We start from the raw sequence: 13,125 nt of genomic DNA on the forward strand, positions 1-13,125 counted from the left end.
TCCCCAGGGGCCGGCGGCTGACCCTTTTTCCGAACTCAATTCACGAGGAGTGGCCCGATGCGCCTCTCACGGTTCTTCATCACGCGCCCGATCTTCGCGGCTGTGATCGCGGTGATCATCACGATCATCGGCGCGATCGCCTATCTGGCGCTGCCGATTTCCCAATATCCCGACATCGTCCCACCGACGGTGACGGTCACCGCTTCCTATCCGGGCGCCTCGGCAGAGACGGTCGCGGAAACCGTGGCCGCGCCGATCGAGCAGGAGATCAACGGCGTCGACGACATGCTCTACCAGTCGTCGCAGTCGACCGGTGACGGCAACGTCACCATCACCGTCACCTTCAAGTCCGGCACCAATCTCGATGCCGCGCAGGTGCTGGTGCAGAACCGCGTTGCGGTCGCCATTCCGCGGCTTCCTGAGGAAGTGCAGCGCCTTGGCGTCGTGACGCGCAAGACCACGCCGGACTTCCTGCTGGTCGTGAACCTGATCTCGCCCGACAACTCGGTCGATCGCGAGTACATCTCGAACTACGCGCTGACCCAGGTGAAGGACCGCCTTGCCCGTGTCGAAGGCGTAGGCGACGTGCGTATGTTCGGTGCGCGCGACTATGCGATGCGCGTGTGGATCGATCCGGGCCGCGCCGCCGCGCTCAACCTGACCGCGGGCGACATCGTCCAGGCACTGCGTGCGCAGAACGTCCAGGTTGCCGCCGGCACGCTGGGCCAGCCGGGTTCGACCCCGACCGGCAATGCCTTCCAGCTCAACATCGAGACGCAGGGCCGCCTGAAGGACCCGGCGCAGTTCGGCCAGGTCGTCATCCGTACCGATGCCGATGGGCACCAGGTGCGCGTGAGCGACGTGGCGCGCGTCGAACTGGGTGCGGCGGACTATTCGTCCAACACCTATCTCTCGAACAAGCCGACCGTGATCCTCGCCGTCTTCCAGCGCCCGGGCTCGAACGCCCTCGCCGCTGCCAATGCGGTGCAGGACCAGTTGAAGCTGATGTCCAAGAACTTCCCGAAGGGCTTGGAATATCGCGTCATCTACAACCCGACCGAGTTCATCGCCCAGTCGATCGACGCGGTCTATCACACGCTGGGCGAGGCGATCCTGCTCGTCGTGCTGGTGGTCATCGTCTTCCTCCAGAAGTGGCGTGCGGCGATCATCCCGGTGCTCGCCATCCCGGTCTCGCTGATCGGCACGATGGCGGTGCTGCTGCCGCTCGGCTATTCGCTCAACAACCTCTCGCTGTTCGGCCTGGTGCTGGCGATCGGCATCGTCGTCGACGATGCGATCGTCGTGGTCGAGAATGTCGAGCGCAACCTGGCGCGGGGCATGACTCCGCTCAAGGCGGCGCAGACCTCTATGGACGAAGTGTCCGGTGCGCTCGTCGCGATCGTGCTGGTGCTGCTCGCGGTGTTCCTGCCGACCCTGTTCCTCAACGGTCTGTCGGGCGCCTTCTACAAGCAGTTCGCCGTGACGATCTCGGCCGCGACCGCGATCTCGCTGCTCGTCTCGCTGACCCTGTCGCCTGCAATGGCCGCCGTGCTGCTGCGCCACCATGACAGCGAGGCGAAGGGGCCTGTTGGCCGCCTGCTGCGGCGCGGTGCCGATGCGTTCAACAACGGCTTCGAGCGAATGAGCGTCGGCTATGCCAAGCTCACCCAGGTGCTGGTCACCCGCCCGAAGCGGATGATGGTCACCTATGTCGGCCTGATCGCCGCCACCGTGGGCATGTTCTGGGTGACGCCGGTCGGCTTCATTCCGCAGCAGGACCAGGGCTACTTCCTCACCGTCATCCAGCTGCCGCCGGGCTCTTCGCTCGAGCGTACGGACGAGGTGATGCGCAAGGTCGTCGCCCGCATCCTGCCGATCCCGGGCGTGAAGGGCTCGGTGATGCTCGCCGGTTTCGACGGCCCGTCGCAGACGCTCGCCCCGAACTCGGCCGCCGCCTATGTGCCTTTGCTTTCCTTCGAGGAGCGCAAGAAGCTGGGCGTCAGCATCGAGGACATCATGGGCGAGGCACGCAAGCGCACCGCCGACATCAACGAGGCGATGCTGCTCGTCGTCCCGCCGCCCGTCATCCAGGGCATCGGTTCGGCCGGTGGCTATCGGATGATGATCGAGGACCGCGCCGAGCATGGCTATGACGAACTCGGCAAGACCGCCTTCGGTCTGATCGGCAAGGCCAACCAGACCCCCGGCCTGAAGCAGATCTACACCTTCTACAACACCGCCACCCCGCGCGTGTTCGCCGATATCGACCGCCGCAAGGCGGACATGCTCGGCGTGCCCCCGGAGCGGGTGTTCGAGGCGCTGAACGTCTATCTCGGCTCGGCCTTCGTGAACGACTTCAACATGCTCGGCCGCACCTATCGGGTGACCGCGCAGGCTGACGCGCCGTTCCGTTCGACCGAGGCGGACATCGCCAACCTCAAGACCCGCTCGAACTCGGGCGCGATGGTGCCGATCGGTTCGGTGTCGACCTTCGAGAACAAGACCGGTCCGTACCGCGTGACGCGCTACAACCTGTTCCCGGCGGTCGAAGTGGATGGCGATACCGCTCCGGGCTACAGCTCGGGCGCCTCGCTCGACACGATGGAGAAGCTCGCGAGCGAGCTGCCTCCGGGGTACGGCGCCGAGTGGACCGGCATTGCCTTCCAGCAGAAGATGGCTGGCAGCACCGCGGGTCTCGTCTTCGCCCTGGCAGTGGTGTTCGTCTTCCTGGTGCTGGCGGCGCAATATGAGAGCCTGACCATGCCGCTGGCGATCATCCTGATCGTGCCGATGTGTCTGCTCGCGGCAATGGCCGGCGTGAACCTGAGGGGCATGGACAATAACGTCCTCACCCAGATCGGCCTGGTCGTGCTGATCGCGCTGGCGGCGAAGAACGCGATCCTCGTGGTCGAGTTCGCCAAGCAGGCCGAGGAGCAGGATGGCCTGTCGCCGGTGGAAGCAGCGGTGCGTGCCGCGCGTGACCGCCTGCGTCCGATCCTGATGACCTCGTTCGCCTTCATCCTCGGCGCCGTGCCGCTGCTGATCGCGAGCGGCGCGGGTGCGGAGCTCCGTCAGGCGCTCGGTACCGCGGTGTTCTTCGGGATGATGGGCGTGACTGCCTTCGGCCTGCTGTTCACGCCGACCTTCTACGTCGTGTGCCGCGCACTCGGGGACCGCATCGCCAAGATGCGCGGCAACCGGAAGGCGCATGACGAAGGTGGCCATGCGCCGGAACTGGTGCCGGCTGAATAATGACCCGTCGCCCCAGCGACGGGTCCCATCAAAGTAGTACTTTGATGGGTGCCCGATAGCCGGGGCCTCGGGCGGCTCTTTTCCCGCCATCGCCTGAGATCCCGGCTTTCGCCGGGATGACGGGCAGGAGGAAGTTGAAATGACCTACCGTATTTTCCTCGCAACCGCTTCGGCCCTGGCGCTCGCCGCCTGCGCCGCCGGTCCGAACTATGTCGCGCCGACGCCGCCGCAGACCGCGGCGGGCAATTTCGTCGCCGCCAATCCGGCGGTCACTGCCGAGCCCGTGCAGGGCGACTGGTGGCGGCTCTACAATGACCCGGTCCTCGACCAGCTCGTCTCCGACGCGCTGGCGGCCAACACCGACATCCGCGTCGCAGTGGCGCGGATCGAGAAGGCCCGGGCCACGCTACGCGGCGCCAAGGCCAACCAGCTGCCCCAGGCGACCCTGGGCGCGGGTGCCAATTACGGCCGCCTGCCCGAGGGCCAGCGTCAGCCCAGCGCGCCGCTCAACGACTGGCAGATCGATGCCGGCCTGAGCGTCAGCTACGAGGCGGACCTGTTTGGTCGCCTCAGCCGCGGCACCGAAGCCGCGCGCGGCGATGTCGGCGCGGCGGAAGCCGATGCCGATGCGGTCCGCGTGATCGTCGCCGCCGAGACGGCGCGTGCCTATGCCGATGCCACGTCGTCGGCCGAGCGACTGGGTGTGGCGGAGCATATCGTCCAGCTGCTCGACCAGTCGATCGAGCTGACCGAGCGCCGCCGCGGCGTCGGTCTCGCGACCCGGCTCGACACCGCCCGGATCGGCGCGCTGCGCAACCAGCGCCAGGCCGATGTGCCGGCGCTCAAGGCGTCGCGCGACGCCGCGCTGTTCCGCCTCGCGACGCTGACCGGCCGCACCCCGGCAGATCTGCCGGCGGTGGTGGGTGAGCGTGACACGACGCTGCGCCTCAGCCAGCCGATTCCGGTCGGCGACGGCGCAGCACTGCTCGCCCGCCGTCCGGACATCCGCGCCGCCGAGCGCCGTCTCGCTGCCGCCACCGCGCGGATCGGCGTGGCGACCGCGGACCTCTATCCGCGCATCACGCTCGGCGCCTCGGGCGGCTCGACCGGCACCGATTTCGGTGACGTGTTCGGTGCGGGACCGCTGCGCTGGCTGGTCGGCGGGCTGCTCAACTGGGCGGTGAATCCGGGGCCGGCACGCGCCCGCGTCGCGGGTGCCGAAGCCGACACCAAGGTCGCGCTCGCCACCTTCGACGGCACGGTGCTCAACGCCTTGCAAGAGACCGAGACGGCGCTTTCCGCCTATGGCCATGCACTCGAGCGGCGCACCGCGCTGCAGGCGGCGCGCAACGAGGCGGAGGCGGCGGTCAACATCGCCCGGGCCCGCCAGCGCGAGGGCGATATCGACTCGCTCGCGCTGCTCGACGCCGAGCGCACCTTCGCCGACGCCGAGGCGGCGCTGGCCCAGGCGGATGCCTTCATCGCCGAGACCCAGGTGGACCTGTTCCGCGCCCTGGGTGGGGGCTGGCAGAAGAGCTGAGGCTTCCCCGCCCCATCTCTCGTCATCCCCGCGAAGGCGGGGATCCAAGGTCAGGAAGGACAGCGCCTGTGACCCTGGATCCCCGCCTTCGCGGGGATGACGGTTTAGGGGAGGAGCGTCTTGCCTGGCGTCTTACCCGGATGGGCATTGTGTGGCATCGCGGAGCCGCTAGTCTCCCGGCCATGACCCAAGCCATCGCCAGGATCGGGCGCGACGCCCCCTACGCCACCCGGATCGATTTCGGCACGCACCAGCTCGTCGGCGACGAGCCCGCCGAGCGAGGCGGGGGCGATGCCGGGCCGGCGCCCTATGAGCTGCTGCTCGGCTCGCTCGGCGCCTGCACCGCGATCACGCTGCGCATGTATGCCGAGCGCAAGCAATGGACGGTCGAGAACATCGAAGTCGCGCTGTTCCTCCACGGACAGGGCGAGACGCTCAACATCGAGCGCATCCTGACGATTACCGGCACCGATGCCGAACAGAATGCGCGTCTCGCCGAAATTGCCGAAAAGACGCCGGTCACGCTCACCCTGAAACGCGGGGTTCCGATCGAAACCCGGCTCGGGTGAACTTTGTTACAACTTAGCGCAACACCGCAGACGCAATTTGTCGTAGAAGCTGAAATATGCTTGCTACCGCGACTCAACAGGACGATTCGGCGACACTGCTCGTCGTAGATGACGACCGCGACATCCGCATGCTGCTGGCGAACAGCCTCGGCTCGCGCGGGTACAAGGTCGAAACCGCTTCCAGCACGCGCGACATGGACCAGATCTTGGCGCGCACGCCGGTCGATCTGGTGATCATGGACATCATGATGCCGGGCGAGGATGGGCTTTCCGCCTGTCGCCGCATCGCGCGCGCCGATGGGCCAGAGATCATCTTCCTGAGCGCGCTCGGCGAGGAGCAGGACCGTATCCTCGGCCTCGAAGTCGGCGCCGGCCATTATCTTCCCAAGCCGTGCAGCCCGCGCGAGATCCTCGCCACGGTGCGCGCGGCGCTGCGCAAGCGCGGCGCGGTCGCCGCCACCAGCGAGAGCGGCGACGTCTACACCTTCGAGGGCTGGCGGATCGACCTGGGCAGCCATGAGCTGTTCGATCCCAATGGCGTGCTGGTCGGGCTGACCGACGGCGAGTTCGCGGTGCTGCGCGTGTTCATCGAGCGGCCGCGCCGGGTGCTGAGCCGCGAGGCGCTGCTCGCCGCCGCCCGTGGGCCGGATTCGGACGCCTATGACCGCGCGATCGACGTGCAGGTCAGCCGCCTGCGCCGCAAGCTGCGCTCGGGCGGGGACGAGATCATCCGCACCGTGCGCAACGAAGGCTATCTGTTCGTGCCCAAGGTGGTGCGCGCGTGACATTGCGACGCGCGGGTGCCGGGTCTCCCCTGTTCCTGCGCGTCTTCGCGCTGATGGTCGTCTGCGTCGCGGTGACGCAGCTGATGAATTTCGGCCTGCTGATCGCGGTCCAGACCCCCACGGCCAAGCTCTACACGGTGGGGCAGGCAGTGGATGCGCTGCGCGGCAAGATCACCGACGACGACTTCTCGGTGTCGCGTGAGGATCGCTTCGCCGAGCAGCCCTGGAACCCGCGCGGCGAGCGCACCGAGATCGCCATGGCCAAGGCGATGGGCGTGCCGGTCGAGCGGGTGCTGATCAGCTTCCCCACGCCTTTCCTGACCCGCGAGAAGAGCTACGACCGCGCCAGCGTGCCACGCCCGGTGTCGCCGCCTACGGTGCAATCGGCGCGCGACGTGATCATCACCGGCGATTTCTCCGCCGCCTATCGTGCCGATGACGGCCGCTGGGTGACCGTCACCACCAGCACCGGCTTCGAGCCCTGGCGCTGGTTCGTGCTGTGGTGGCTGGTCGTCTCGGCGGCCGCAGTGGCGCCCTTCGCCTGGGCGCTGGCCCGCCGCATCGCCAAGCCGATCGGCGCCTTTGCCGAGGCGGCCGAGCGTCTCGGCCGCGATCCGCGCGCCGCGCCTATCGCGATCGAGGGACCGTCCGAGATCGCCGACGCCGCCGCTGCGTTCAACCGGATGCAGGCGCGGCTCAATCGCTATGTCGACGATCGCGCGACCGTTGTCGGCGCGGTGGCGCACGACCTGCGCACCCCGCTGATGCGGCTGGGGCTGCGGCTCGAGGCGGCGCCCGACGATCTCCGCCGCGCCTGCGAGGGCGACATCCGCGACATGGAGGCGATGATCTCCGCGACGCTGAGCTATCTGCGCGACACCACCAAGCAGGGCGTGCGCAAACCGCTCGACCTGCGCTCGCTCGCCGAGACGGTGACCGACGACATGAGCGACCGCGGCGAGCCGGTGACGCTGGCGCCCGGCGAGCCGGTGGTGGTCGAGGGCAACTCGCCGGCGCTCAAGGCGATGCTCAACAACCTCGTGATCAACGCGATCAAATATGCCGGCAGCGCCGAGGTCTCGCTGGGCGAGGCGGAAGGCCAGGCGCTGATCGAGGTGCGGGACAATGGTCCCGGCGTTCCTTCCGAGGATCTCGATCGCGTGTTCGAGCCCTTCTTCCGCGGCGAGCGTTCGCGCAATCCCGACACCGGAGGGATCGGGCTTGGGCTGGCCAGCGCCCGCGCCGTCGCCCGCGCGCATGGCGGCGACCTGGTCATCCGAAACCGCGAGGAGGGCGGACTCTCCGCGCTGGTGACCCTGCCTGTCTAATTCGGCCACAAAGCGGAAACGCCGCTGCGACGAACCGAAATCCCCCCGACATTCATGACGTCGAACTCATGCATCTCAGTGAGGATGCATGCGGCGGGACGAAGATATCGACAGCGAGGACCGGGAACATGGTGCGTTCGAGCGGCTGCTCGCGCGCCCGGTGCCGCTGTGGAGCCTGGCCCTGGTGCTGCTGCTGGTGCCGCTCGCCGCGATGGGGGCGGGGGCGATCGTCGACGGCTGGGAGAAGTCCGGCGCGGTCGGCCGCGCGGCGATCACGCTGGCCCGGGTGCCCGACACGATCCAGCACCTGTTCCGCAGCAATGCTCCCTATTTCGGCGGCAGATATGAGAAGCTGCCCGGCGGATTCACCCGGGACGCGGGCTTCACCGACCCCGGCTATGCGCTGATCTCGCCCTTCGATCCGGCGCGCAAGCGCTCGGTCGTCCAGCTCGTCCGCCTCTCCGACGGGCGCAACGTGCACACATTCGTGCCCGATGTGGACGCAGCCAATGCCCGCTCCAAATTCCGCTCGGCGCTGACCGATGTCCACCGCGACAAGGCCGCCGGGCTCAACCGGCTGATGCACCCGCTGCTGCTGCGCGACGGCAGCCTGGTGCTGCACGACAGCTCGCCGCTTGCCCGCTACGACGCCTGCGGCAGGCTGCTCTGGTCGCTGGACGGCATCTTCAGCCATTCGACCGAGCTCGGCCCCGACGGCACCATCTGGGCGCCCTATCGCTATCCGGTGCCGCGCGAGCCGGGGGTGAAGGCCGATTTCTGGGACGATGCGGTGGCGCAGGTCTCGCCCGAGGGCGCGCTGCTCAAGGTCGACCGCGTCGCCGACATCCTCGAGCGCAACGGGCTCGCCCGGCTGTGGCGAGGCCGGCCCTATGTGCAGGATCCCTTCCATCTCAACGACATCCAGCCGGCAATGGCCGATGGGCAGATGTGGAAGAAGGGCGACCTGTTCCTCAGCATCCGCAACCTCTCGCTGATCGCGCTCTACCGGCCCGAAACGGGCAGGATCCTGTGGTGGAAGATCGGCCCTTGGCGCTTCCAGCACGATGTCAGCATCCTCGACGACCACCGCATCTCGGTGTTCGATAACAACACGCTGATGGGATACCCGGATGAGCGGGTGAACGGGCATAACCGCCTGCTTGTCCACGATCTTTCCAGCAACAAGACCGGATCGCCCTGGGAGAAGGGCTTCGCTGTCAACCGCATCGCCACCCGCGCCCAGGGCCGCGGCACCCCGCTGCCCGGGGGCGACGCGATGATCGAGGAGACCGAGCAGGGTCGCCTGCTTCGCATGTCGCCCGAAGGCGCGGTGCGCTGGCGCTACATCTCCGCCGATTCCGCCGAGCGGCGCATGGCCCTTAGCTGGGCGCGCTATCTCGATCCCACCACCGATGGCCCGGCCATTCAAGCTACGGTGACTGCAAAATGCTCGTAAAAACCCTTCGTTTCCTGTCGCTTGCCCTCGCGCTCTCGGCCCCGATCGCCGCCCAGGCCTATACCGGACCGGGGCTCGGCCTCGGCGCGGTCGGCGTCGCCTTCGGGCTGATCGGCTCGATCCTGCTCGCGATCGTCTCGGTGGTCTGGTACCCGGTCAAGCGGCTGGTCCGGCGCCTGCGCGGGCGCGCCCGGTGATCCTGACCTTCCTCGCCGTCATCGCGGTGCTCGAGCTGGCCCGCGCGCTGCCGCTTATCCCCGCTTTCCAGGAACTTGGCGGCTGCGGCCAGCATGCCCTGCGACTCCTCGCCCGCAAGGGCGTGTCCGACTGGGGCAAGGAGCGGGCGATGCGGATCCTTTCGGGCCGTATGTTCGCGCGGACGATGCGGGCCGGGGGGCTGCTCGTTGCGGCCGCTTCGCCTCTGCTTGCGGTGCTGGCTGCGGACGCCTGGTGGCCGGAAGTTGCGGCCGCGCAGACGGAGTGGACGGCGAAGTTGGCACTGATGCCCTTCACGCTCGGCTATGCCGTGCTGCGCTGGCAGGTGATCCCGCGTGTACAGCGGGGCTGACAAGCTCCTCCACCGCATCGCCCTGGGCTCTCCCGCGCTGCTCGAAGCGACCTTCGACATCGAGCGCGCCGCACAGCGCAAACGCATCGCGCAGATGGAGATACGCCGCCCGCTGTTCATCGCCGGGCTGGCCCGCGCGGGCACGTCGATCCTCACCCGGCTGCTCCACGCCGGCGGCGATTTCGCCGCGCCGTCCTACCGCGACCTTCCGTTTCCACTTGCTCCGAACAGCTGGGCGCGGCTGGGCGGCAAGAGGCATGTCGAGGCCCGCGAACGCGGCCATGGCGACGGTTTGACCCATGATCTCGACAGCCCGGAGGCGATCGAGGAGGTTTTCTGGCGCGCGATGGAGGGAAATCGCTATCTGCGCCGCGACGGGCTGGCGCCGGTGGCGCCCGATCCGGAGACGCTCGCCAACTTCCGCGACTATGTGTGCCTGGTGCTGATCCGCCATGGCGGCACCCGCTATCTATCGAAGAACAACAACAATATCCTGCGGCTGGAGAGTCTGGCGACCAGCTTTCCGGATGCGCTTCTGATACATCCGTTCCGCGATCCTTTGCAGCAGGCCCTGTCGCTCCTGACGCAGCACCGCCGCGCGGTGGCGCTGGCCGCGGACGACCCATTCCGCCGCCGCTTCATGACCTGGCTCGGCCATCACGAGTTCGGCGCCGACCACAGGCCCTTCCTGTTCGACGGCGCCCCTGGGCCGGGCGAGGATGCGATGCGCGTCGATTACTGGCTGACGCTGTGGGACAGCGTGCACCGCGCGCTGCTCGCTGCGCCGGCGGGGGTGGGAGAGCGCCAGCTGTTCCTCGACTATGACGCGCTGTGCGCCAGCCCGCGCCTGCATGCGCCGCGGCTGGCGGCTCTGGTCGAGGCGCCGATCGACGCTTCGGTGCTGCGGGTGGCGGAGGCGCGGGTGGCGGAGGCGGATCCGGTGCTGCTGGCGCGGGCGGGGGAGACGCATGCGCGGCTGCGGGCGCGGTTTCGGGGGGTGTTCGGGTAGGGGCCTCGAAAAATCCTCCCTCGCGAAGCGGGGGAGGTGGCGCGCGCAGCGCGACGGAGGGGGCGTCTCCGCAAGCGTATTGCCGGCGGCTAGCCCCCTCCACCACTCGCTTCGCGAGCGGTCCCCCTCCCCCGCTTCGCGAGGGAGGATTTTCTGGATGGAGAGGGAGAAGGACTTCGACCAAAGTCGTAGCTGCCTAGGCGGCCCACTCCATCCATGATAGCGCTAACGCGTTGATCGGCGGGATACGCGCCGGCGCCAGTCGGAAGAGGGAACCGGGCAATGAAGATCATGGGAACGCGGCGCGACGTGCTGGGCACGATCGGCGCGGGGCTGGTCACCAGCGCGATCGGCCTGCCGGCCTGCGCGCAGGGCAAGCGCAAGCTGGGCTACGCGATCGTCGGGCTGGGCAGCTACGCCACCAACCAGATCATGCCGCGGATCAAGGATTGCGAGTTCGCCGAGCTGAAGGCGCTGGTGAGCGGCACCCCCGCCAAGCTGGAGAAGTTCGGCGCCCAGTACGGCATCCCGAAGACCCACTGGTACGACTACAAGAATTACGACCGGATCAAGGACAATCCCGACATCGACCTGGTCTATGTCGTGCTGCCCAACAGCATGCATGCCGAATATGCGATCCGCGCCAGCCAGGCCGGCAAGCATGTGCTGTGCGAGAAGCCGATGGCGACCTCGGTCGCCGAATGCGAGGCGATGATCGCGGCGGCGAAAAAGGCCAATCGCAAGCTGATGATCGGCTATCGCTGCCATTTCGAGCAGTACAATCTCCACGCGGTCGAGCTGGTGAAGTCGGGGTTCGTCGGGCGGCCGACGCTGATCACTTCCGAGCATGGTTTCTATGCCCAGCCCAACCAGTGGCGGCTCGACCGGCCGATGTCGGGCGGCGGATCGATGATGGACATCGGCATCTACAGCCTGAACGCCGCGCGTTATCTGGCCGGCGAGGAGCCGGTGGCGGTCAGCGCGATGGAATATACCGACCGGAGCGACCCGCGGTTCAAGAATGTCGAGGACCGGATCGACTGGCAGATGCGCTTCCCCTCGGGCGTGATCGCCAATTGCGTTTCGAGCTATTCCTCCGGCCACAATGCCTTCCGCGTGACGGGCACCAAAGGCTGGGTGGGGATGGAGCCGGCGACGCCCTATCAGGGGCACCAGATGTGGACGCGGGCGAACGGCAAGACCGAACAGGTCACGCCGCCGCCGCCGCCCAAGAACCAGTTCGTCGCCCAGCTCGATCATCTTGCGGAAGCGGCGCTTACCGGCATACCCCTTAGGGCCTCGGGCGAAGAGGGGCTGCGCGACATGCGGCTGATCGAGGCGATCTATCGCTCGGCGCGCGAGGGGCGGGCGATCAAGCTCGGATGACGGAGAGAGTGACGATGATCGAGACGACCCGCCGCAGCCTGCTGGCCGGCATGGCCGCTTTGCCTTTCGTGCCCGGCGTGGCGCTGGGTCAGGCGCAGGGCCAGGGCATGATGGGCGCGAAGCCGCGCCCCAGCCTCCTGTGGACTGCTATCGGCGGCATCAAGCGGTTCGATTCCGAGCTCGACGCGCTGATCGATGCGGGGAGCGCGCCCCAGATCGTCGCCGAGGGTTTCAAATGGGCGGAGGGGCCGGTGTGGGGGCGGGTGCCGCAGCGGGGAGGGCTGCTGTTCTCCGATGTGCCGGCGAACATCGCCTATCGCCTGATCCCCGGCTCGCGCGCCGAGCGGTTCCTTGTGCCCTCGGGCCTGGCCGGGCCGATCCCGCCGGGCATCCGCGAGGCGGGGTCCAACGGCCTGGTGTTCGATGCCAAGGGCGCCCTGCTGATGGCCGATTCGGGCACGCGGGCGATCGCGCGGGTGGACATGACGACGAAGCAGAAGTCGATCGTGGTGGACCGCTTCGAGGGCAAGAAGTTCAACAGCTGCAACGACCTGGTGATCGGGCGGAACGGGATCATCTATTTCACCGACCCGCCTTACGGGCTGACCGAAGGCGACAGCTCGCCGCTCAAGGAACTGGGGTTCAACGGCGTCTACCGGGTCAATCCGGACGGCAGCGGCGTGTCGCTGATCGACAAGAGCCTGAAGCGACCGAACGGCATCGGCCTCTCGCCGGGGTTCGACCGGCTCTATGTCAGCCAGTCCGATCCCGATGCGGCCAGAATCTATACCTGCGAGCTGGCGGCGGACGGCTCGGCGATGACCGAGCTGGTGCCGTTCGTCGATTTCTCCGCCGAAGTGGCGCAGAAACTGCCGGGGCTGCCCGACGGGATGAAGGTGGCGAAGAGCGGCCATCTGTTCGCCAGCGGGCCGGGCGGAATCTGGGTGATCGCACCGGACGGCCGGAAGCTCGGCGTGATCGGCACCGGCAAGGCGGCAGCGAACTGCTGTTTCGGCGAGGACGGGAAGACGCTGTTCGTTACCTCCTCGGATATGGTGGTGAAGGTGCGGCTGAAGGTTTCCGGGTGGTAGAGTCGCGCACTTGATTCCGTCATCCCCGCGAAGGCGGGGATGACGGGGTTCGAGTGGGGTGAGGTTTTCCAACTGCGGGTTGGCGCAAGCGTCACCCCTCCACCACCGCTTTCGGCGCGGTCCCCCTCCCCGAGACAAGCT

Annotated in this window: 11 protein-coding genes; all 11 read left to right on the plus strand. The window is 67.9% G+C overall.

Translation table 11 applies throughout. The features are described from left to right. Positions 1–57 precede the first annotated feature (57 nt). The 11 genes from ACEN8G_RS03010 (at position 58) to ACEN8G_RS03060 (ending at position 12,984) form a co-directional block, all read left to right on the plus strand. The gene (locus tag ACEN8G_RS03010; RefSeq protein WP_413415272.1) at positions 58–3,252 is read left to right on the plus strand and encodes an efflux RND transporter permease subunit; all 3,195 of its coding nucleotides are present in this window, start codon (positions 58–60) and stop codon (positions 3,250–3,252) included. Positions 3,253–3,391: 139 nt separating this feature from the next. Next, positions 3,392–4,792 carry an efflux transporter outer membrane subunit gene (locus ACEN8G_RS03015; RefSeq protein WP_413415273.1) on the plus strand — a complete coding sequence of 467 codons (1,401 nt, stop codon included), beginning with the start codon at positions 3,392–3,394 and terminating at the stop codon, positions 4,790–4,792. A 182-nt stretch (positions 4,793–4,974) separates the two neighbouring features. Continuing rightward, entirely contained in the window at positions 4,975–5,361 is a 387-nt protein-coding gene (locus ACEN8G_RS03020) for an OsmC family protein (protein WP_413415274.1), read from the plus strand. Between the two features lie 56 nt (positions 5,362–5,417). Further along, positions 5,418–6,146 carry a response regulator gene (locus tag ACEN8G_RS03025; protein ID WP_307117909.1) on the plus strand — a complete coding sequence of 243 codons (729 nt, stop codon included), beginning with the start codon at positions 5,418–5,420 and terminating at the stop codon, positions 6,144–6,146. Continuing rightward, entirely contained in the window at positions 6,143–7,474 is a 1,332-nt protein-coding gene (locus ACEN8G_RS03030) for an ATP-binding protein (protein ID WP_413415275.1), read from the plus strand. The genes ACEN8G_RS03025 and ACEN8G_RS03030 overlap by 4 nt, the downstream gene beginning before the upstream one ends. 88 nt (positions 7,475–7,562) lie before the next feature. Further along, a complete protein-coding gene (locus ACEN8G_RS03035) occupies positions 7,563–8,930 on the plus strand; it encodes an arylsulfotransferase family protein (protein WP_413415276.1) in 1,368 nt (455 codons plus the stop codon). Continuing rightward, the gene (locus ACEN8G_RS03040) at positions 8,921–9,127 is read left to right on the plus strand and encodes a hypothetical protein (RefSeq protein WP_413415277.1); all 207 of its coding nucleotides are present in this window, start codon (positions 8,921–8,923) and stop codon (positions 9,125–9,127) included. Before ACEN8G_RS03035 ends, ACEN8G_RS03040 begins: the two co-directional genes overlap by 10 nt. Then, positions 9,124–9,498: a hypothetical protein gene (locus ACEN8G_RS03045; RefSeq protein ID WP_413415278.1), complete on the plus strand. Its 375-nt coding sequence runs from the start codon at positions 9,124–9,126 to the stop codon at positions 9,496–9,498. Before ACEN8G_RS03040 ends, ACEN8G_RS03045 begins: the two co-directional genes overlap by 4 nt. After that, a complete protein-coding gene (locus ACEN8G_RS03050) occupies positions 9,482–10,507 on the plus strand; it encodes a sulfotransferase (RefSeq protein WP_413740725.1) in 1,026 nt (341 codons plus the stop codon). The genes ACEN8G_RS03045 and ACEN8G_RS03050 overlap by 17 nt, the downstream gene beginning before the upstream one ends. A gap of 291 nt (positions 10,508–10,798) precedes the next feature. Continuing rightward, the gene (locus ACEN8G_RS03055; protein ID WP_413419173.1) at positions 10,799–11,893 is read left to right on the plus strand and encodes a Gfo/Idh/MocA family protein; all 1,095 of its coding nucleotides are present in this window, start codon (positions 10,799–10,801) and stop codon (positions 11,891–11,893) included. Between the two features lie 14 nt (positions 11,894–11,907). Next, positions 11,908–12,984 (plus strand): SMP-30/gluconolactonase/LRE family protein, encoded by a 1,077-nt coding sequence (locus ACEN8G_RS03060; RefSeq protein ID WP_413419171.1) that lies wholly within the window; start codon positions 11,908–11,910, stop codon positions 12,982–12,984. Positions 12,985–13,125: the final 141 nt, after the last annotated feature.

The organism is Sphingomonas sp. Sphisp66 (assembly GCF_047324325.1).
Classification (GTDB): domain Bacteria; phylum Pseudomonadota; class Alphaproteobacteria; order Sphingomonadales; family Sphingomonadaceae; genus Sphingomonas.